Source organism: Myxacorys chilensis, from assembly GCF_059505265.1.
Genome location: NZ_JCACKG010000155.1, coordinates 20,711 through 40,399, shown reverse-complemented (window position 1 = coordinate 40,399; position 19,689 = coordinate 20,711). Strand labels below are relative to the sequence as shown.

Annotated in this window: 19 protein-coding genes; 8 read left to right on the top strand and 11 right to left on the bottom strand. The window is 47.9% G+C overall.

Features of this window, described 5'->3' with window-relative positions; translation table 11 throughout:
• The first annotated feature begins 275 nt into the window (after window positions 1-275).
• Window positions 276-1,262 (top strand): GntR family transcriptional regulator, encoded by a 987-nt coding sequence (locus AC5JLB_RS11790; protein ID WP_495874024.1) that lies wholly within the window; start codon window positions 276-278, stop codon window positions 1,260-1,262.
• A gap of 217 nt (window positions 1,263-1,479) precedes the next feature.
• Here AC5JLB_RS11790 and AC5JLB_RS11785 read toward each other — a convergent pair whose 3' ends face one another.
• The 7 genes from AC5JLB_RS11785 to AC5JLB_RS11755 form a co-directional block, all read right to left on the bottom strand.
• Window positions 1,480-2,154, bottom strand: coding sequence for a hypothetical protein (locus tag AC5JLB_RS11785; protein ID WP_495874023.1), 675 nt, complete (start codon window positions 2,152-2,154; stop codon window positions 1,480-1,482).
• 271 nt (window positions 2,155-2,425) lie between these two features.
• Window positions 2,426-3,286, bottom strand: coding sequence for an SDR family oxidoreductase (locus AC5JLB_RS11780; RefSeq protein WP_495874022.1), 861 nt, complete (start codon window positions 3,284-3,286; stop codon window positions 2,426-2,428).
• A gap of 114 nt (window positions 3,287-3,400) precedes the next feature.
• The gene (locus AC5JLB_RS11775; RefSeq protein ID WP_495874021.1) at window positions 3,401-3,757 is read right to left on the bottom strand and encodes a hypothetical protein; all 357 of its coding nucleotides are present in this window, start codon (window positions 3,755-3,757) and stop codon (window positions 3,401-3,403) included.
• 164 nt (window positions 3,758-3,921) lie between these two features.
• Entirely contained in the window at window positions 3,922-4,452 is a 531-nt protein-coding gene (locus AC5JLB_RS11770; protein ID WP_495874020.1) for a DUF2231 domain-containing protein, read from the bottom strand.
• A gap of 37 nt (window positions 4,453-4,489) precedes the next feature.
• Window positions 4,490-5,221 carry an LmeA family phospholipid-binding protein gene (locus tag AC5JLB_RS11765; protein ID WP_495874019.1) on the bottom strand — a complete coding sequence of 244 codons (732 nt, stop codon included), beginning with the start codon at window positions 5,219-5,221 and terminating at the stop codon, window positions 4,490-4,492.
• 328 nt (window positions 5,222-5,549) lie between these two features.
• A complete protein-coding gene (locus tag AC5JLB_RS11760) occupies window positions 5,550-5,993 on the bottom strand; it encodes a single-stranded DNA-binding protein (RefSeq protein WP_495874018.1) in 444 nt (147 codons plus the stop codon).
• 105 nt (window positions 5,994-6,098) lie between these two features.
• Window positions 6,099-8,639: a sugar phosphate nucleotidyltransferase gene (locus AC5JLB_RS11755; RefSeq protein ID WP_495874017.1), complete on the bottom strand. Its 2,541-nt coding sequence runs from the start codon at window positions 8,637-8,639 to the stop codon at window positions 6,099-6,101.
• A 510-nt stretch (window positions 8,640-9,149) separates the two neighbouring features.
• Here AC5JLB_RS11755 and AC5JLB_RS11750 point away from each other — a divergent pair.
• From AC5JLB_RS11750 to AC5JLB_RS11740, 3 genes are read left to right on the top strand one after another with little or no spacing between them, the layout of a single operon-like run.
• Window positions 9,150-9,326, top strand: a complete 177-nt coding sequence (locus tag AC5JLB_RS11750; protein ID WP_202925177.1) for a hypothetical protein — start codon at window positions 9,150-9,152, stop codon at window positions 9,324-9,326.
• A gap of 4 nt (window positions 9,327-9,330) precedes the next feature.
• Window positions 9,331-10,011 carry a class I SAM-dependent methyltransferase gene (locus AC5JLB_RS11745; protein WP_495874016.1) on the top strand — a complete coding sequence of 227 codons (681 nt, stop codon included), beginning with the start codon at window positions 9,331-9,333 and terminating at the stop codon, window positions 10,009-10,011.
• Window positions 10,008-10,799, top strand: a complete 792-nt coding sequence (locus AC5JLB_RS11740; protein WP_495874015.1) for a cobalt-precorrin-6A reductase — start codon at window positions 10,008-10,010, stop codon at window positions 10,797-10,799. Before AC5JLB_RS11745 ends, AC5JLB_RS11740 begins: the two co-directional genes overlap by 4 nt.
• Here the strand turns inward: AC5JLB_RS11740 and AC5JLB_RS11735 are convergent.
• A complete protein-coding gene (locus tag AC5JLB_RS11735) occupies window positions 10,796-11,065 on the bottom strand; it encodes a YciI family protein (protein WP_495693594.1) in 270 nt (89 codons plus the stop codon). The two genes, AC5JLB_RS11740 and AC5JLB_RS11735, sit on opposite strands and share 4 nt — an antisense overlap.
• A gap of 336 nt (window positions 11,066-11,401) precedes the next feature.
• Window positions 11,402-11,665 (bottom strand): hypothetical protein, encoded by a 264-nt coding sequence (locus AC5JLB_RS11730; protein WP_495874014.1) that lies wholly within the window; start codon window positions 11,663-11,665, stop codon window positions 11,402-11,404.
• Between the two features lie 177 nt (window positions 11,666-11,842).
• Between AC5JLB_RS11730 and AC5JLB_RS11725 the strand changes: the two genes are divergently transcribed.
• The gene (locus AC5JLB_RS11725) at window positions 11,843-12,559 is read left to right on the top strand and encodes a DUF547 domain-containing protein (RefSeq protein WP_495874013.1); all 717 of its coding nucleotides are present in this window, start codon (window positions 11,843-11,845) and stop codon (window positions 12,557-12,559) included.
• Here AC5JLB_RS11725 and AC5JLB_RS11720 read toward each other — a convergent pair.
• Window positions 12,541-13,317: a TIGR04283 family arsenosugar biosynthesis glycosyltransferase gene (locus tag AC5JLB_RS11720; RefSeq protein WP_495874012.1), complete on the bottom strand. Its 777-nt coding sequence runs from the start codon at window positions 13,315-13,317 to the stop codon at window positions 12,541-12,543. The genes AC5JLB_RS11725 and AC5JLB_RS11720 overlap by 19 nt on opposite strands.
• 152 nt (window positions 13,318-13,469) lie before the next feature.
• Complete coding sequence (locus AC5JLB_RS11715) at window positions 13,470-13,931, bottom strand: rhodanese-like domain-containing protein (protein ID WP_495874011.1); 462 nt, start codon at window positions 13,929-13,931, stop codon at window positions 13,470-13,472.
• A gap of 162 nt (window positions 13,932-14,093) precedes the next feature.
• Between AC5JLB_RS11715 and AC5JLB_RS11710 the strand changes: the two genes are divergently transcribed.
• The 3 genes from AC5JLB_RS11710 (at window position 14,094) to AC5JLB_RS11700 (ending at window position 19,568) form a co-directional block, all read left to right on the top strand.
• Window positions 14,094-14,381: a fertility inhibition FinO-like protein gene (locus AC5JLB_RS11710; protein ID WP_495874010.1), complete on the top strand. Its 288-nt coding sequence runs from the start codon at window positions 14,094-14,096 to the stop codon at window positions 14,379-14,381.
• A 358-nt stretch (window positions 14,382-14,739) separates the two neighbouring features.
• Window positions 14,740-16,164 (top strand): efflux RND transporter periplasmic adaptor subunit, encoded by a 1,425-nt coding sequence (locus tag AC5JLB_RS11705; RefSeq protein ID WP_495874009.1) that lies wholly within the window; start codon window positions 14,740-14,742, stop codon window positions 16,162-16,164.
• Between the two features lie 14 nt (window positions 16,165-16,178).
• Entirely contained in the window at window positions 16,179-19,568 is a 3,390-nt protein-coding gene (locus tag AC5JLB_RS11700; RefSeq protein ID WP_495874008.1) for an efflux RND transporter permease subunit, read from the top strand.
• Window positions 19,569-19,689 lie beyond the last annotated feature (121 nt).

Sequence of the window (19,689 nt, the reverse complement as noted above, 5' to 3'; positions counted from 1 at the left end):
AACGCTGAAGGTAACCGTAAATCACCGTATAGAAATGCCTCGGATTTATAGTAATATCTCTCGAAACACCTAATCCTGTCTAACTTGTAGAGAACATTTCATACGTTTGACTAAAGTCAGAAAAAATACCGACTAGAGGTGGTAAAGCGGGTCAGAGAACAGAGAAAACACTTAACTTCACAATCAGTCTGTCACCTAAGATGGTAGGAGTATTAAGCGAATTCCAACGTTGGAGTTCCTTGATAGATTAGGTGAGCAAGTCTTGAGGCGCTGGCATGGTGCAATTTCAAATTCAGCCAGATAGCGATATCCCGGCATCCAATCAACTTTACAATCAGATTTTGTTTGCGATCGCCTCGCGGCAGTTTCCGCCTGGGCATCGCTTACCGAGTACCCGTCAACTTGCGATGCAAACCGGACTGCACCGCAACACAATTAGTAAGGTTTACCGGCAGCTAGAAGATGCTGGCGTCGTTGATGCCCATGCCGGATCAGGAATTTACGTTCGAGATCAAGGACATGATGCCGCGATTCACATCAAATCTCCCTTACTTGACCAATATCCCTTAGCTCACAAAATTATTCAAAATAGCCTTGATGATTTGTTGAAGCAGGGCTGTTCTCTCGGTCAAGCACGGGAACTGTTTCTAGCAGAAATTGATTGGCGATTGCGCTGTAGCGCTCAAGTGTTGGTCACAGCTCCGATGCACGACATTGGTAATGGTGAAGTGCTACTGCGCGAACTAGAACGGGCGCTCAATATTCCGATGCAGCTTGTGCCAATGGAAGAACTGAGTCAAATTCTTGATCAGACTCGTTCTAGCACCGTTGTGACGAGCCGCTACTTTATTGCTCAGGCAGAAGCGATCGCAACGCCAAGAGCTGCTCGTGTCATTCCGATCGATATTTATGATTTTGAAAAAGAAATCAAAATTGTCAAGGCAATGCAGAAAGGAACCTGCCTTGGTATTGTGAGCCTCAGTTCCGGCACGGTCGGCGTTGCGGAGGTAATCATCCATAGTTTGCGGGGTGATGACTTACTAGTCATGACGGCTCAAGTCAACGACAAATATAAGCTCAATGCGATCGTTCGTAGCGCCCAAACCATCTTTAGTTTTGATGAGATGAGTTGTGCGATGGTCAAGGCTACGGTGTCAGCAGCACGAGAAGACATTATTCGCCCACCTCAAGTGATCTGTTGTGAAAACTTTGTAGTCAGCAAATCGGTGAGTCTGCTTAAACGAGAACTTGGACTAGAGTAGCGCTACCCTGCTGATGGGCGCAAAAAAAAGGTGGCACGAAGTACTGTGCCACCTAGTCACCTTCACCTACAAATTTGGCGTCTCCTCATTCTGCTCAACGATTAGCGTTTTCTTCGCCAACGTTTACAGCTTGATCAGCTTCAGAATTTGATTGGCATTATGTATACTACTTTACCGTTTTAACTCGTAAACGAGCATAAGAAAGATTAAGACTGGGCTAGTTAGATGACTGAGCTAATAGATGGGCGCAGATATCATGCGAATCCCATTGCAGTTCTGCAAGGAGCAGCGCACTAAATCCAATCAGAACGCCTGTCACAACGAATTGCCACGCTCCGACATAGGGAAGGACTGCAATTCCGGCAAGGTGCATTAGACCCATTAGGCTGAATGCGCGCGATCGCATCTTCCAGCTACTGTAGAAATACCCGATTGCGTTCAGCACCAGCCAGATTGCACAAAGAGAAGCGAGAACCTGTCCCCAACCCAAGAAAATACTTAAATCTGTAATGACGATACCAAGCGTCATCAGCCAAGCCCAAGCACTCACCACTTGACTGATGGGTTCAACGGTTCGCCAAACGTGCGATCGCTCTACCATAACGACCGTGCCTGCTAACGTTAGCACCGACCAGAGAATCGCCTGAGTACTCCAGTCAATCAAGGCAAACTGAGCCGTAAAAAAAATAATCGCAGAAATGATGCCCCACAAGAAGCACGCTTGATCGATGCTTGTGTAAAAGGTTGAAATGATAACTGTGTTGCCTAGCTGCCAATGAATGCGCCACAGTCCAGGTAAATCTTCAATTTCATAAGCAGATTGCTTTCGTCGTAAGAGGGGGAGGTCGTCACTAAAAAAATTATTTCTATTAAAAAGCAGGTCTTGAACCATTCGCTTAACATTACTTAGCAATTATTCTAAGCATACGACACGATCGCTTCAGCTGAGGTGTGAAGTAGAGCAAATGTGCCTAAAGGAATTGCTGAGAAACTAAATCGCTCGAAAAAATCACGTTTCTACTTTGTTTTTATCACCGTTGCAAGCCGTATTTCGCTCACGTATTTTTCCCAGTAGTAATACTGATTTCATTCACTAATAGACAAAATCCCATAAGTAAGGGGCACGGCGCTGCCGTGCCCCTATCGAATTGCATTCGATCGCGTTATCCATTTACAACATTGCCACCATTAGGATGTAAGATTTGACCCGTCATGTAGCTAGAGTCATCAGACGCAAGAAACACGTAAGAGGGGGCTACTTCTTCGGGTTGTCCCGCCCGCTGCATCGGTACTTGCTGACCAAAGCTTTTCACTTTGTCTTCGGGAAAAGTTGAAGGAATCAGAGGCGTCCAAATCGGGCCTGGCGCGACTCCATTTACACGAATACCCTTCTCTACTAGAGATTGAGAGAGAGACCGAGTAAAAGCAACGATCGCACCCTTGGTTGAAGAATAATCCAGTAGCGTTGAGTTGCCTTGATATGCGGTAACAGATGTGGTGTTGATGATCTTGCTGCCTGATTGCAAATGAGGCATCGCCGCTTTGGTCATAAAAAACATGGCGAAGATATTGGTACGGAAGGTACGCTCTAGCTGCTCTGCCGTAATATCTTCAATGTTGTTCTGAGGGTGCTGCTCTGCGGCGTTGTTCACGAGAATATCTAGATGTTCAAACTGATCGATCGTTTTCTGAACGGCTTGCTTACAGAACGCTTCGTCACCGACATCACCTGCGATCGCAAGACACTGCCGCCCTTCCTGCTCAACGAGTCGAACCGTTTCCTTGGCGTCGTCATGCTCGTTGAGATACACGATCGCTACATCCGCTCCTTCTTTGGCAAAGAAAATAGAAACTGCGCGACCAATGCCGCTATCGCCTCCTGTAATCAGCGCAACGTTATTGAGTAACTTGTTGCTGCCAGTGTATTTAGAATCTGTACTCCGTGGTGTTGGATCCATTTCTGATTCCAATCCAGGCCGCTGGTCTTGGTGTTGCTTTGGCTGTAGTTGTTCTGATTGTGTCATTGCCTTTTCCTAGCATCGCTACAACTTTTTTATTACTGAGACAAATTTGTTATTGAAACAGAAACGGGCCACATCGTAGAGTTTCTACAACATGGCCCGTCCTAAAATCACACTCTATCGCCAAACCCGATTGCCATCCTCATCAATTCGCGCTTGACGAATCACGTCAGAAATCTCTTCTGCATCTTTGACATGGTGGAGGGCTTTCTTCTCACCATCCGGCTCATCAACCACAAAATATTCCGGTACAACAATGTGGTCGCCTGTAATGTCCGGCGCGTCAACTGCGACCTGTTTTGCCTTTTCTTCCACCGATTGATTTGAATCGATGCGATCGCCAGGGTTAGACGCTAGAGTTTCTTTATCCAACTCTCGTTTTTGATCAAGCTTTTGTTTAGGATCGACCTCTTCAGACGTCATCGGTTGATTAATACCCGGTTCGTTATAAGCAGGTTTTGCATCTTGATTCATAATTTTTACCCTTTAAACATCAATATGGTAAATGCTAAAAAAAAAGAGGCATTAATGCCTCTTTCATATGAAGTAATCTTGAATAGGTCAAAAGCATGACAAATGACCACACACAGACTACTCACTTTAGCTAATGACTTTGGGTTGGCTAGTTACTTTGGGAACTAGCGTAGCGTCGGCTTGCCGTTAGGACCGTTACCAATAACAGCGACTTTGTGACGATAGATTAGTTCTGCACCATACCAGCCCGTTACACCTAATAGCGCTGCTACAAACAGAGAGATTAAAATTCCAGTAGGTACGACGTGACCAATTGGATCATCCCAACGGAGCCAAAGATTTGCAGACGACAACGCTAGCGCAGCAATATTGCCCACCATGTGTGCCCAGCCTGCGCTGTGTTCGCGTACCCGACCGATTCTCAAAAAGTCGCTCATGCCTGTAGCTGCCGCAACAAGACCACTAACGAGACCCGCTAGGAGTAGCCAGAAAGAGGCTCTTGCCCAGAATTCATCCTGCACAAAGAAGTAGGCAGCGTCGGTTAACAAAGTGCCCGTTAAAAACGCGATCGGGAACGTCACAATTAAGGGATGCAGCGGATGTTTTGCGATGTGAACAGTACTAGGTACACCACTATCGAGGTATTCCGCTTCATCACTTTCAACTAACAGGGGAATATTGGGAGTCTCAGGCATTGTGTTCTCCTAAAGAGCTTATAAGCATAATTTATCCTTAGGATGAAGGAAACTGCTCAATATGCGCCTCTGACTGAAGAACGAGTTTGCCGGTTTGCACATCTAATTTCTTTAGCCGAAGGGACATGCCTTCAAGCTCAAAGTTTCGCAGATCTAACAATTCGCTGGCTTGCTGTAGCAAGGCGTCGGTCAACTCGGGCGATAATTCTTGTCCATCAGCGTATTGCACATCTCCTAAAACAACTTTCTGACCCGCTTCCCCAATCTTTGGAATGGCGGTGAAAGAAACCTGCTTCTTCTCGTTAGAATTCTGCAAGATCACGTCTGTACTAAGAGCGACTTTGCCTTCGCCCGGCAATCCAAACTTAAGGCTTCGAGTATCAACTGTGGCTAGTTCTCCATTCACATGCACATCAAGATTTTGCATTTTAGCTCCCACGAAGTCGGAACTAAAAGCGCGATTGATGTCTGACTCTAGCAACGTCACAATGGTTTCGGCGTCTGTCGGCTGAGTTAACTCGACCTTGCCAAAGGCAACACTAAGCGGATTAATCGAAACACTTCCGGTCTGTAGCTCCATTTCCTCAATTCGGAGGTCTTGCTGCATGACCATGCCTTCTCCTTTGATAGAGACCTGATCAACGTTGCCAGACATTGCCTTTAAGGGGTCAGTTTTGATTTCAACTTCTACGTCTTCAACTTCGTCAAGTTGGCTCTTGATTCCAATTTCTGCGGCTTTGTTGATCGCCTGCTCACCTAAGTCCGGCATACCTGTCCTCTCGTAGTGTCCTATGGCGCTACTTTAGGTCATACCTAGAAGGATTGTATCTGTACGGTGAGGGAGAGACCATGCGATCGCGCTCTACCTTTGCGTAGAAAACGTTACTTTGCAGAAGATGGAAGCTTACATGCTTTCACTGCAATAGTTACGAAGACTAAGACGAGTGAGGAACGACTTGGTAAGTTCATCATTTTGCTAGATGAGATCACTGAGGGCTTTGCTGTTGCTCTTATGCATCCGAGCGAGTTTCTGCTCCTCACCATCTGATCTCATGAGTTCATCTCCAATTCCCATCTCAATATAGGATTCCACAGCGTTAGAAAGGAATGTCATCAAGTTCGGGTTGATCGACTGGGGCAGGTGCAGCAGGTGCTTTTGTGGCTTTGGGCTTAGCTGCGGGAGGAGCGCTTGGAGCAGGCGCAGGCGCAGATGCACTGGAAACCGATCCAATTGATGCTCCATCTAAGCTGTAGATTTTCTGAATTGTCAACTCTGCCCGCTTCTCCTTAAAGCCTTCAGGACGATCGACCGTGTTCATGCCAAGCCGACCTTCAAGAATGACGCGATCGCCTTGGTGATAGTTACCTTGAATCTCTTGCGCCATGTTGCCCCACCCTACCGCTTTTACCGTAGCGGGTGGATCTTCAGGGCGCAGCCCCGCAAATTGCACCTGCATTTCGGTGAGCGGGGTTTGATTGTCAGAGGTGTAGCGCAGTTGGGGTTCGTCAATGATTTCGGCGAGAAGAATGCAGCTATTCATAGGACGATACGGGGATGGGTGAATGGAGTCAAAATCGCAAGCGTTTATTCTACTGCCTATTGCGTAGTTCTATTCTACAAATTTCAGCCCCAAACCTAGGAGAAACTAGTACACTTTTTCTACCCGAATCTCTTCCACACCCTGTTCGTGATAGACAAATTCTTGCACCCGCAGCCGATATTCTCTCAGCGTTTCATCCACCCAACCGCGATCACTGCTATTGGCGTAAATGTGAACCACGGGTTCACCTGCATCGGGCAAAATCAAGACCCAGCTATCGCGCTGATGATTGAAAATCTTCACTCCGTCAATCAATTCCAAATCTTCAGTCGGATGAGTTTCGACCAAGTGCCGCATCAGCGCACCTTTGACCGTCCAAGGACAGCGCACTGAGTAGGCTTTGTGAGAGACACGCGGACACTCAGAGCGAATTTCTGCGAGAGTACGTTCCTGCAATGTCAGCGTTTCAATCAGCTTGGCAATGCAAAACATGGCATCAAAACCGGGATGCAGCTGCGGAAAGATAAAGCCCATTTCTCCACTGCCTCCCAGCACTGTATTGGAGTTGGAGTAACAGGTTTCCATCAAGGAGGTGGGATTCGCCTTTGTACGAATAACTTTGGCATCGTGGCGACGAGCAATCATCTCGACTGCACTAGAGGCATGAACTGGAACGACAACCGTACCCCGCGGATTTGAGGTGAGAATCATATCGACCATGAGCGCCGTTAACGTCTCTCCGCGAATCGGGCTGCCCGTTTCATCCACTAGAATCAACTGCTCTCCGTTTGCCGACACCTGAACGCCAAAGGTAGCTTTCAGGGCTTCTACCACGTGTCCTAACTGATTCAGCAGACTTTCTCGATCGGCGATCGTGGGAGCCGTTTGGGTCAAGCTGGCATTCAGCACCACCGCATCACAGCCAAACTTAGCGAGGAGTTGCGGCAACACGGCTCCTGACACAGCGTAGGCATAGTCAATCACAACTTTTGAACTACTGTGCTGAACGGCTTTGAGATTGAGATGCTTTTCAAAGCCACGACTGTAAAGCTCGATCGCGTGATTCACAGTCGCAACGTTGCCAATTTCTTGAATCGGGGCACGCCGAAAATCTTCCTTAAAAAATGCGCCCTCAATTTTCTTTTCTGCCCCTTTGGATAAATTGATGCCTTTTGGGTTGAAAAATTCGATCAAAATATGATCAGATTTGTCAGGGTGAACGCGGACATGAATGCCGCCCGCAACGCCCAACGTCGGAGCGACAGAACGAGCGACGGGAATGGAGGTCGCTTCTAGATTCTGAACATGGATGCCAACCGACATTAATCCGGCAATCAGCGATCGCGACACCATCCGCGAAATGGTGCGTTGATCTCGCGAGACCGACACTTGCGATCCGGGCTTTAAGGTTGAGCCATACGCCGCGCCTAACTTGACCGCAAACTCTGGACTCACATCAACGTTTGCTAAGCCTGAAACGCCACGTTGCCCAAACAAATTGCGATGCGCTGTGTATCCCCAAATCAGGTTGGTGTTTAAGGTTGCGCCTGATTCAACGCTTTTACTGGGCCACACGCGCACTTGGGGACTGATGAGCGCTTCTTCTCCCACACTGGAAAGCGATCCGACGATCGCACCCTCTAGCACATGTGCCCGCCGATCAATTCTCGCCCCGCGTGCTACGACGCAGGCCCGCAAATTGACCTCATCGCCAATCATTGCGCCATTGCAAATAATCGGACGCTTTAGATCGGCATCTGCTCCGATCGTCACGTTGTCGCCGATCGCGGTTCCGGCATCAATGGTAACTCTTGACCCAATCCGACAATTATTGCCAATGATGGCGGGCGTTTCGATCTTGGCGGTGGAATCGATAAAGGTGTTTTCGCCTACCCATAATCCGGGCGATCGTTCGGTGTAGACAAAGTTTAAATTCACTTTGCGCAATAGTCCGTCATACTGCGCTTCCCGGTAGGCATCTAAATGTCCAACATCACACCAGTACCCATCGGCAATATAGCCAAACATCGGTTCGTTTTTCGCAAGCAGAATGGGAAACAGATCCTTGGAAAAATCGGCTTCTTGATTGGGGGGCAGATACTCCAACACTTCAGGCTCAAGAATGTAAATGCCTGTATTTACGGTGTCCGAGAACACTTCGCTGGTGGACGGTTTTTCTAAGAAGCGGCTAATTCGATAGTTTTCATCGGTGATTACAACACCGAACTCGATCGGGTTGGGAACACGCGTGAGAACGATCGTGGCTTTTGATCCTTTGCGCTGGTGAAACTCGATCGCGGCACTGAGATCAAAATCGGTGATGCTATCGCCACTGATGACCAGAAAGGTTCCGTCTAATAATTCAATGATGTTTCTGACACAGCCTGCGGTTCCGAGGGGCTGGTCTTCTTCAACCGCATAGGTTATCTGTACCCCAAAGTCGCTCCCATCCTGGAAGTAGTCGCGCATGACATCGGGCAAGTAATGCAGCGTCGCAATAACCTCTCGAATTCGATGTCGTTTTAATAGATTGATAATATGCTCTGCAATGGGGCGATTAAGGATCGGAACCATTGGTTTTGGCAGATCGCACGTTAGCGGTCGAAGTCGCGTTCCTGAACCACCTGCCATTAGCACTGCTCGCATATTGTCTCCTTGTAGGTGCGCGTTTAACTTATAGAGAGGTAAAGATCTATCTAATAGAGAGATGAAGATCTAGAAGTAGAGATCAAAGAGAGGTAGAGATTAAGGTCAGCAGGTTGAAGGCAAATTCCTGCGGTAGCTTCTCTCACCTGCTCCAATCCATGGTTTTATGCGGCAGTCTTTATGGTTTTATGTGGCAGTCTTTAATAGTGTCCTACTAAAGTCAAAAGTCTGATATCTGCCAAGAGACAAAATCTGGCGTGTTCTTAGCCTTATCTCACCCTGCCTGACGTTATCTAGTCTTGAATCTAACAATTTTATTAGAAGTTTGATTGGTTTACGGTGTATAACCCTTGATTAGCAAGGTGTGATTTGTCATCCTCTACCAGTATGCAAATTAGGATTGCTAAAATTTAAAGAACGTTCTGCGCTAATCGCACATTGAAGAACGTTGTGCGCTTGCCGCACAGTGCAAAATAGTGCAAATTCTGAAGGAACCGCGAGGGTTAGAAGATGAACTTTCTTGTTTTTTCATTACTGGTCGTGTATGTGGTCGGTGCGTTCAAGTTCTGGTCGGGCTTTCGACGCACTAATTTTAGTCAAGGAAAGCTGTATTTGACGGCATTGTGGCCCGTTCTGGTGTTGAATAAGTCTTACCGTCAGAATTTTACCAAAGCACTGAAGGGCTAAGACGTTGCAACAATCACTAGACTGGCAAACGCAAATTAGTGCGGTTGCCGATCGCTTTAATCGAGAATATCGAGGTGAGTCAGCGAATCTGCCGGACGAGGTTCAGGCGATGCCTATCTTTCGAGAACGGGTGTCAGGGTTGCTGCAAGCAAAGCTCACCTCTCCGTTTTGGCAGCTTGCTCAGCCTCAGAAGAACCAGCATTGTCTCGACATTGGCTGCGGGGTTAGTTTTCTGATTTACGATTGGCGGGACTGGAACGCTTTTTTCTATGGTCAGGAAGTTAGCACCGTGGCTCGTGAGGCATTGAATGCTCGTGCCCCGCAGCTAAACTCAAAGTTGTTCAAAGGCGTCAAACTTGGCGCAGCCCACGATTTGCAGTACGAGGCAAAGCAGTTTGATCTGGCGATCGCGACCGGATTCAGTTGCTATTACCCGCTTGACTATTGGAAGTTAGTACTATCTGAGGTTAAACGAGTCCTCAAAACGGGCGGCATTTTCGTGTTCGACGTATTAAACCCGGATGCCGAACTTGCGGAAAGTTGGGCAATTTTGGAAACCTATTCCAACGCAGAAGTCTTTCTAGAGCCGCTAGACGAGTGGCGGAAAATGATTGGCTCTGAAGGTGGAAAGATTTTGAAAACGCACTCGGGTGAACTGTTTGAACTCTACAAAGTGTCGTTTTGAAGCGAATCTGGCTCATTGGCGGAACTGGGGAAAGCGTGATTTTGGCGCAAGCGATCGCTCATGCTCGTCTTCCGTGTGTTGTTTCCGTGACCACTCAATCCGCCGCCGCGCTTTATGTGATCGTTCCAACCATTCAAGTGCGTGTTGGTAAACTTGATTCTAAAGAATTATCTAGTTTTCTAACGAAATATAATATTGGTGTTGTACTGGATGCTTCTCATCCGTTTGCGGTTGACATCTCAAAGAATGCCATTAGCGCTGTGCGTGATTTAAGAGGGGTAAATTCTCAAACCCTCGCTTATCTGCGATTTGAACGTCCCGCTTTAGAGAGTGAGAAAACCAGCGATGAAACTACGGTTTGGTTTGTAGACACGGTTGAAAACCTGCTAGAAACGGATTGGCTGCAAGGGCAACGAGTGCTACTCACGATCGGGTATCGGTTCTTATCGTTGTTTAAAGCATGGCAGGCTAGAGCAACACTGTTCACTCGAATTTTGCCGTCTCCCGTTGCTCTAGAAGCTGCGTTGGAATCAGGATTTAGCAGCGATCGCATCATTGCTCTGCGTCCGCCAATCGGTTTTGAACTAGAGCGATCGCTCTGGCAACAGTGGCAGATTGCAACCGTTGTCACCAAAGCTTCGGGCACACCGGGCGGCGAAGATATTAAGCGCAAACTCGCCGCTCAGCTAGGCGTCCGGCTAATCATCATCGATCGTCCGGTCATCGCTTATCCCCAGCAGACAAGCGATGTTGAGCAAGCCTTACAATTCTGTCGGCAATTTCTCTAGAATGCTTGAATCCACTCTTTGACCTCATACTCTGTCCAGATCCCGTTTTGCCAAAACGGGTCAGCCTCAACGAGCGATCGCACTGCTGATTCACTTTCAGCTTCGTAAATACCAAAGACCTTTGTGACATCTTTAGTTGGACCGATTGTTATCAAAACGCCATCGTCTTTCTGTTTAGCTAACCCGTCTAAATGCGCTTGGCGATAAGGCTCTCTTTTTTCGAGAACATTCTCGCAATAGCTGCCCCACATCACGTATTTCGTCATTATTCGTCTTCCCACCAATGCTTACTAATCCATCAGGACTAGATTAGGACAAATAGCGGGGATAATGCTAGTTCTGATCCTGATCGAAATGAGAGAATTTTTGGGGGCAATAAAATAATTTCTCGAACTCACTCAGAACTGATTTGCAGCAAATGGAAGAGTTTTGCGTAGCTAAGCGCAAAAGAGCGAGGTTAATATCGTTATTCTTGAATTTCTACGGCAAGCTCAGAATATGGCTTTTGTATAAGTCAATTAAGTCAAGCGTGATGGAAGGATAGTAAGAAAACAGGTGAAGCTAGTGGCTTCAATCGTCTAGTTAATCAATCAGAGAATGAGTTAGGCGAGAACAAAAGACACTAAAGAATTAACGCCAAGTGCATACTCTAAGTCATCAATGCAGGTGTAATCACGCCATTCGTCTAAAACAGAAAGGAGCGATCGCACGGCCAAATCGCGTTGAATCAGTTCTACGACGGCTTGCCACGCTTCGGTAGGGGTTGTGAAGTAGCCGAGTTGAATCATGCCGCCTTCATGCCACCAAATTCCAACCCAACCCGGATCTTGTTCAGTAATTTCTACGCGCTGTCCAAGGTATTTCATAATTTTTAATCCTTAATATATAACAAGCTTTAGTTAGCTTGATGGTAAAACTAAATTACTCGAATCTTAGCTAAACCACCTCTGCTGAAGGGCAAAGAGAATGCAAGCTCATTCTCCATCTAGAGAGGCAAGTTAAATGAGCATTATGATGGAAAGAGCTTAAAGAATGAGACTCGCTTGAACGCTACAAGATGCGGTGATATGGTGGATAATTCTGCTTGGAATACCCTTTTGCAACAGTATGTGGACGAGGCTGGAACGGTTGATTATGCGCGATGGCAGCGCGAACAGCCCACTGCGATCGCACAATGGATTTCACGGATTTCTACGTTAGAACTCAAGTCTCAGAGCGTTGACGAACAACTCGCTTTATGGATTAATCTCTACAATGCTTTTACGATTGATAAAATTTTAGAGCGTTATCCAATTCGTTCGATTCGACCTACAATTTTAGGATTGCCGAATTGGTTTGCGTTTCTGTTATTTTTTATGGATCGAAACCGTTCTGTGTTTGATCAGAACTATAGTCTCGCTCAAATTGAGAACCAAATTCTACGACCATTGCAGGAACCTCGTATTCATTTTGCGATCGTCTGTGCATCAATCGGCTGTCCGCTGTTGCGAAACACGGCATATGAAGCAGAGCATGTGCGTCAGCAACTAGAGGACGATGCTGATCGCTTTATCAATAACCCAAACAAAGTTCGATACGACGCTCAAGAGGATGTGTTGTATTGCAGCAAAATTCTAAAGTGGTATCGCAAAGACTTCCTTAGCGTTGCTCCGTCAATTCCCCAGTACGTGGGAGCCTATCTCAAACAGCCCTTAACGGCGACAACACCCATTGTCTACTTGGATTATGATTGGAGCTTGAATCAGCGAATATCATCGTAAAACTGTTTGAGATACGCTGCTGAAACTCCAACGCCCCACAAAATTCCAACATATAGATAGATTGCGGTTGCCTTCCATGTGCCCCACCGAACAACACGCCGATCAGAACTATGAACAACGCGATTGATTTGTTGAATTCGTCCTTTTTTCGCGAGTTTGAGACACAAATCGCCATCTTCCATAATGGGCAATGCTTCATCAAATCCACCGCATTGCCAGAAATCGGAGCGACGGCAGAACATCACCTGATCTCCGAATAACAAACGCAATCCTTTGAAGAAGTGATGCGGTCGAAATATCAGGGGAGCGTAATAGGTTTTAAGGACATTATGAAGTGAGATTCCCCAGCGCGTTGTTTCTGCTCCAGACATCAGCGAGATGAAACCACCACAGGCGATCGCAGGATCATTCAACGTTTTCTCGATCACCGCGATCGCATCATCAGGGATTCGGGTGTCAGCATGCAGGAAACAGAGAATATCGCCAGTTGCAGCTTTTGCGCCGTGATTCAACTGAGCCGAGCGACTCCTACGATTCGTTCCTTCCACACTTTCAGAAAGACCGTAAGTTAAAACATGACAATCTAAACCAAAGTGTTCAACTAATCGCTTCGCAATCTCAACAGTGTTGTCTGTGCTATTTCCGTCTACGATAATAATTTCATACGCAGACGGGTTCAAGATCGTCAATTGGCGAAGAGTACTCTGTAGAGTTGCGGATTCGTTGAAGGTTGGAATAATAATGGAGACGCGAGACATTAGCGGAGCGGTTGCTGCAAGCAATAAAGTTACGGATTAAACAGAGTTACGGATTAAACTTTCTAAATTTTAGAAGTTATGAATAAACGTGCGCTAGTTATTTAGTCATTGGTTGTCTCGGCTACAGCTAGACTGCACTACTAGCGCTATTTCTAAGAGCATTGAGCGCGATGGTTAGCCTTCAACAACTTACCCCACGTATCATTGTAGGGATGCACAAGCGATGTTAATCGATCCGCCTGATAGACAGGACGTTCTTCGTTTACCCACTGAAAAATGCTGCCTTCTAGGTTGAAAACACAAGCGAATCCTTGCTGCTGAAGCTGCTGGACAAGCTTAGCGCTGCGATAGCCAACAGAGCAATACACCACGATCGGAGCATCTTTTGGAAGCGTTTCTAAAATTGGGTTATGAGATGAGTTTGAATTAATTAATTGTGCTGTTGGAAGATGACTAACAGCAAACTCTGGCGGGGTTCGGGCATCGAGCAAAATCGGTTTAGGTCGAGTCGGGCTTTCGAGCCACTGAGCAAGGTCAGCCGTCTGAATTGGGCGAACCGTTGGAAACTGAAGCCGAATAAATTGTTTAATTAGATTGAATAAACTAGTTTGCATCCAAGACAAATCGTTTCTCACAGCAACTTCTATTAAGGTAACGTTACTTGATGACCGAAATCACAACGCGCGATCCTTCGGAGCTTGATTGAGCCAATCGCGTCAAGGAAAGCTCAAAACCTAGTAATATCGCAAGAGATACTCGTTCAGTTCGCAGCGTCGATGGCTTCTACTGCTGGTCAGCTTGATCCCCTCACTATCAGAATTTCAGCATTGCCTCAGGCTCAGGAGATTGAGAACGGGTGGCAAGAATTTACCGTCGATATTGAAAGTGCGATCGTAACAGTCAAAGTCAGACCGCGAATTTGGCGCAACCTAGTCGAGGGATCTCAGCGATACTCGAACTGGATGGCCATCATTATCGGAAAGATGGGCAAACTCACTGATACGGGTTTTATTCTCGAACAACCCGGCATCCAAATTTTTGAAGCTAAAACTCCTGAATCCTAAAATTCTTGAATTGCACTGAAAAGGTGCACATAAAATTCGCTCTGCTCATCTTAAAAGATCTGCGAAGCGCTAATTGCGGTGCCTCCTGTACAGTGCTGTAGAGGGTTCGGTTCATGCTTTGACCCATTCTATAAAATCACTTTTCACAAAAAGTTTTCATTTAATTGAACCTATTTATCTACTCAGCAGTCCAACAGAAATGGCTGTTGCAACCTTAGATCTTTCTCTGAGATTTTTGATATTTCTCTCGCACTTCTCTCGTCCCCTAGACTGATACATTTAGGGTACTAACTGCTTTACAAAGATTAACATCTTAGTGCTTGCAGCCTTCAATCCCTTCTATAGTCAGTGAAGAATTATGCCGCCTTTGCCTTTACAGTTAGCGCTACGGAAACCACATCGTTTCACACATACGGCTCTGATTAGTCAGTTGAGCTTTATTGGGCTGCTCTTTCTTGGAACAGGATGTAATCTCATTCCTTCTGGCGATGCTCAGACCCGACCCAACGCCCAATCTCAGGGAGGCCCTGTAGCAGTTGATGTAGCGATCGCACGCCAGTCTTCCCTAGAGTCCTCTACTGAATACACGGGCACAACCCGGCCATATCGAGAGGTTTCGCTGCGATCGCAAGCTGAAGGGCAACTCACCGATTTAAACGTCGATGTGGGCGATCAGGTCACCCGAGGGCAGACGCTAGCCCGAATTGATAATCGGTTATCGGCGGCGGCGGTGGCTGAAGCACAGGCAGAGGTAGCCGCAAGAGAATCGGAGGTCGCAAGCCTGCAAGCCGATGTCGATGATGCGTTGACACAAGTGGAGCGATCGCGCTTAGAGTTACAGCAAGCTCGGTCAGATGCAGCTAGACAAGCTCAACTCTTTCGCTCGGGTGCGATTTCTGAGCAACAGGCAGAAACTAGCCAAACCAACGCTAAAACGGCGGAGCAGACGCTTCGTTCGGCTGAACGGCAGGTGCGCAACCGTCAGCAGGCCGTCGCGGCGGCACAGCGACGAGTGGTATCACAGCAAGCCATCGTCGCTCAAGAGCGAGAACGCCAGTCTTACAGCACACTGACGGCTCCAGTCAATGGCTCAGTACTAGAGCGGCTGACCGAACCTGGAAACTTAGCGCAACCTGGAAGCGAAATTTTAAAGCTGGGCGACTTTAGCCAAGTGAAGGTTGAGGTGCGCGTGTCAGAGTTAGAGCTTGCAGGCATTCGAGAAGGGCAGCAGGCACAAGTCCGGCTCGATGCGTTGAAGAATCAGACGTTAACCGGAAGAGTATCTCGCATTTCTCCAGCGGCTGATCCGCGATCGCGCTTGATTCCAATCGAAGTGACGATTCCCAATGAGAGTGGGCGTATTGGCAGTGGGTTGCTGGCGCGAGTGAGCTTTAATGTGCGGCAGGCACAGAACGTCGTGATTCCAGAAGCAGCAGTGCAGAAGCCAGGAAGCAAAGCTTCAGGAGCACCGGGAGGGAATTCTAGCGATCGCGGGCGTTCTCAATCGCAAGGTGTAGGCGAGAGTGGCAATCGCAGCGCCTCACAAGATCAAAAGCAACCTAGCAGTGCCACCTTATATGTCGTCAACCGCAACGGAGAGCAGGCAACAGTGGCAGCTCGTCAAGTGCAGGTGGGCGATCGCAAGAATGGACAAGTCGAAATTCTGTCGGGTTTGAAGCCAGGCGAATCGTTTGTGGTTCGCAGCAGCGGAGAGTTAAAAGAAGGTGAACCCGTCCGACTGAGTTTGATTTCTGAGCAAACTGACGACAACAAGAGAAGCTAGGGTAAGAAATTACTATGACATCATCTCCTCAGCCGCGTGGATTTAGCATTAGCGGCGTAGCGGTTCGCCAGCATATTGGGACGCTCATGCTATCGCTGGCGGTAGTCGTGATCGGTATCTTTTTTCTACTCACAATTCAAGTTGATCTGCTGCCCTCGATCACCTATCCCCGGATTGGGGTGCGGGTTGATGCTCCTGGCATTTCACCAGAAGTGGCGGTCGATGAAGTCACCCGACCGTTAGAAGAAGCGTTAGCAACCACGGAAGGGGTGGTGCAGACCTTCTCGCGCACTCGTGAAGGACAAATTAGCATAGACCTGTTTTTTCAGCCCGGAGGAAACATTGACCAAGCCCTAAACGATGCGACGGCAGCCTTCAACCGTGCCCGTGGTCGGCTTCCTGACACAATCGAGGAGCCGACTTTGTTTAAAGTCGATCCGTCTCAATCCCCAGTTTACGAACTGGCGCTAACCTCGGACTCCTTAGAATCGGTTGATCTGCGAGTGTTTGCAGACGAAGAACTGTCGCGGGAACTCGGTGTGGTCGAAGGCGTGGCGGCAGTCGATGTGGCTGGCGGAGTAGAAGAAGAAGTTAGGGTAATTCTTGATCTCAATCGCCTGCAATCGGCAGGCGTGGGATTGAACGAAGTATTGACAGAACTCACCGAGGCGAATCAGGACGTGTCGGGCGGACGCATCATCGGGCGAAACTCTGAGCCACTAACACGAGCGATCGGGCGATTTCAGGAAGCGTCCGAAATCGAGAATCTTTCGTTCACAGTCGGTCAAGCTTCACCATCTGGCACATCGCAATCGTCGTCAAGCAGTAGTGCATCAGGTAATGCGTCAGGCAGTTCTTCCACCGCGACTACGCCGATAACTTCATCTAGCCGCGTTTATCTAAGAGACTTTGCCAAGGTTAGCGACGGCACGCAGCAGCAGCGGATTTTTGTATCGCTAAATGGCAAGCCTTCCGTCAAGCTCAGTATTCAGAAACAGCCTGATGCCAACACCATTCAAGTTGTAGAAGGGGTGAAGAAACGGCTTGAAGAACTCCGCCGCTCAGGGGTGGTTCCTCAAGATATGCAGTTGTTCCCAACGCTAGATGAGTCGGTGTTCATCCGCAACTCGATTTCTAACGTCACCAGTTCCGGTTTGATTGGAGCGGCACTCGCCGCGATCGCGGTGCTGCTGTTTCTCGGCTCGATTCGTCAAACACTGATCATTGTGCTGTCGATTCCACTCGCCACGTTGGTCGCCATTATTTTCATGCGATTGTTTAATCTCTCGCTCAACGTCTTCAGTTTGGGCGGTTTGGCGCTGGGCGTTGGTATCGTCGTGGACAACTCGATTGTGATGCTCGAAACGATCGCTGATGGTGTTGGTATTAAGCTAGGTCAACAGACCAACACAAACCTCAGTTCGCAAAAATTGATAGAGAAGTCAGTTGAGAGCAGCCAATCGGTTGAATCGGCATTACTAGCTTCTACGAGTACAAACTTAGTAGCTGTTTTACCATTTCTGCTCATTGGTGGATTCATCGCACTCCTGTTTAACGAGTTGATTCTAACCATTAGCTTTTCAGTTGCCGCTTCCATTCTCGTTGCCATCACAATTGTTCCGATGATGGCATCTCGGCTCTTAGCCATTCAGTGGTCGAGCCGAGTGGGACAAACCTGGCTCATTGGCGGATTCAATCAGCGCTTTGAATCCGCCATTGAGAGCTATCGATCGCTGCTCAATAAAGTGCTGCGTCGCCGCGTATTAGTTGTTGCGCTGACCTTTCTGGTTTTGGGTGGCAGTAGCCTCTTTGTCTTGGGTCGCATTCCGCAGGAAATCTTGCCGCGCATCAGTACAGGGCAAGCGAATCTGTTTGCCCAATTTCCGCCCGGAACGCCAATTGAAACCAGCCGTAAAGTGATGAGTGAGGTGGATAAACTTCTAACTGAGCAACCGGAAACCGAATATGTCTTCACCACAGTGGGCGGATTTCTATTTGGCAGCAATACGAGCGAAAATGCCTTGCGGAGTTCGAGTAACATTACGCTCAAGCCCAATACCGATGTAGAAAAATTTGTAGAGCGCGTCACTCAATCCTTCAACCAACTCAATCTGGTGGATATCACCTTGCGTTTGAGTCCGGGTCAAGTCCGGGGTTTGATTTTGAGTAACTCTCCGGTACGGGGTGCAGAAGTTGACGTAGTGCTGCAAGGCAATAACGCCGATCAGCTAGAACAAGCCGGACGCCAAGTTTTGGCAGCCTTAAGCCAACAAGCAAAACAAGCGCGATACCGTCCAGATGCCGATCGGCGGCAGCCCGAAATTCAGATTCGTCGCGATCGCGAACGAGCGTCAGAACTCGGACTGAACATTCAAGACATTGGTGAAACTATTCAAACGGCGCTGGAAGGCTCAGTTCCAACTCAACTTCAACGGGGAAATCGGTTGGTCGATGTGCGCGTTGAATTAGATGATTCTGTGATTCAGGACGCTTCTCAACTCGCTCAATTGCCGCTATTCACAGAAGATAGACAACTCATCAGACTCAGTGATGTCACCCAAATCGAAACTGGACAAGCGCCGGGAGAAATTCAGCGAATTAACCAACGTCAGGTTTACCAGATTGCAGGGACGCTGAGTGAGGGCGCAAGTTTGGGAGGAGCGCTCGAAGAAATTGAGAGTGTATTCCAACAGATTCAGCTACCGGAGGGCGTGAGTCGGCTACCAAGTACGGCGGCGCAAAGTAATCAGCAGATTCAGTCTGCACTGCCACTATTAGGAGGGTTAGCTGCGTTTCTCGTATTTGTCGTGATGGCGGTGCAATACAACTCTCTTGTTGATCCGCTAGTCATTATGTTCACAATTCCTTTAGCGTTAGCAGGTGGAATTTGGGGACTGTTTATCACCAACACTGCGATCGGAGCGACGGTGGTCGTAGGGGCTGTGCTACTTGTGGGAATTGTGGTGAACAACGCCATTATCATGGTGGAGTTAGCCAACCAGATTCGAGAAAAGGATGGCGTCGGACGGCGAACGGCTATTTTGCAAGCTGCACCTCAGCGCCTGCGTCCCATTCTAATGACGACCATCACAACCGTTTTGGGGATGTTTCCTCTGGCGTTGGGTTTAGGTCAAGGGGGCGAGTTTCTACAGCCGCTTGGCATTGTAGTTTTTGCCGGATTGTCGTTGGCAACATTTCTCACGTTGTTTATCATTCCTTGCTTCTATCTACTGCTCCACGAGATGTTTGGTCGATTGGGTGGGCTGGGCAGGAAGAAGAGGAATAAGCGAAGCCTTTATCGCGATCCGCTCATTTCTGAAGACAATGCAGAAGAGCCAACCGTTCACGAGCCAGCGGATTCATCCCCGGTTCGGAGTTCGGAAGAGAGCTTGCCCCGAAAATAGAGCCGCTCTCGACTTGATAAGAGTTGATACAGAATCGCAAAGCTGGACTTCATTCGATGAGTCAGGCCGCGATTCTGTGTCGATTTATAGAGAATTAGTTTTAACGAAAATAGAGGCGGTC

Bases quoted from the DNA above. Each gene is read 5' to 3' on its own strand.
- AC5JLB_RS11790 (WP_495874024.1), top strand. From the start codon at position 276: ATGGTGCAATTTCAAATTCAGCCAGATAGCGATATCCCGGCATCCAAT.
- AC5JLB_RS11785 (WP_495874023.1), bottom strand. From the start codon at position 2,154: ATGGTTCAAGACCTGCTTTTTAATAGAAATAATTTTTTTAGTGACGAC.
- AC5JLB_RS11780 (WP_495874022.1), bottom strand. From the start codon at position 3,286: ATGACACAATCAGAACAACTACAGCCAAAGCAACACCAAGACCAGCGG.
- AC5JLB_RS11775 (WP_495874021.1), bottom strand. From the start codon at position 3,757: ATGAATCAAGATGCAAAACCTGCTTATAACGAACCGGGTATTAATCAA.
- AC5JLB_RS11770 (WP_495874020.1), bottom strand. From the start codon at position 4,452: ATGCCTGAGACTCCCAATATTCCCCTGTTAGTTGAAAGTGATGAAGCG.
- AC5JLB_RS11765 (WP_495874019.1), bottom strand. From the start codon at position 5,221: ATGCCGGACTTAGGTGAGCAGGCGATCAACAAAGCCGCAGAAATTGGA.
- AC5JLB_RS11760 (WP_495874018.1), bottom strand. From the start codon at position 5,993: ATGAATAGCTGCATTCTTCTCGCCGAAATCATTGACGAACCCCAACTG.
- AC5JLB_RS11755 (WP_495874017.1), bottom strand. From the start codon at position 8,639: ATGCGAGCAGTGCTAATGGCAGGTGGTTCAGGAACGCGACTTCGACCG.
- AC5JLB_RS11750 (WP_202925177.1), top strand. From the start codon at position 9,150: ATGAACTTTCTTGTTTTTTCATTACTGGTCGTGTATGTGGTCGGTGCG.
- AC5JLB_RS11735 (WP_495693594.1), bottom strand. From the start codon at position 11,065: ATGACGAAATACGTGATGTGGGGCAGCTATTGCGAGAATGTTCTCGAA.
- AC5JLB_RS11730 (WP_495874014.1), bottom strand. From the start codon at position 11,665: ATGAAATACCTTGGACAGCGCGTAGAAATTACTGAACAAGATCCGGGT.
- AC5JLB_RS11720 (WP_495874012.1), bottom strand. From the start codon at position 13,317: ATGTCTCGCGTCTCCATTATTATTCCAACCTTCAACGAATCCGCAACT.
- AC5JLB_RS11715 (WP_495874011.1), bottom strand. From the start codon at position 13,931: ATGCAAACTAGTTTATTCAATCTAATTAAACAATTTATTCGGCTTCAG.
- AC5JLB_RS11710 (WP_495874010.1), top strand. From the start codon at position 14,094: ATGGCTTCTACTGCTGGTCAGCTTGATCCCCTCACTATCAGAATTTCA.
- AC5JLB_RS11705 (WP_495874009.1), top strand. From the start codon at position 14,740: ATGCCGCCTTTGCCTTTACAGTTAGCGCTACGGAAACCACATCGTTTC.
- AC5JLB_RS11700 (WP_495874008.1), top strand. From the start codon at position 16,179: ATGACATCATCTCCTCAGCCGCGTGGATTTAGCATTAGCGGCGTAGCG.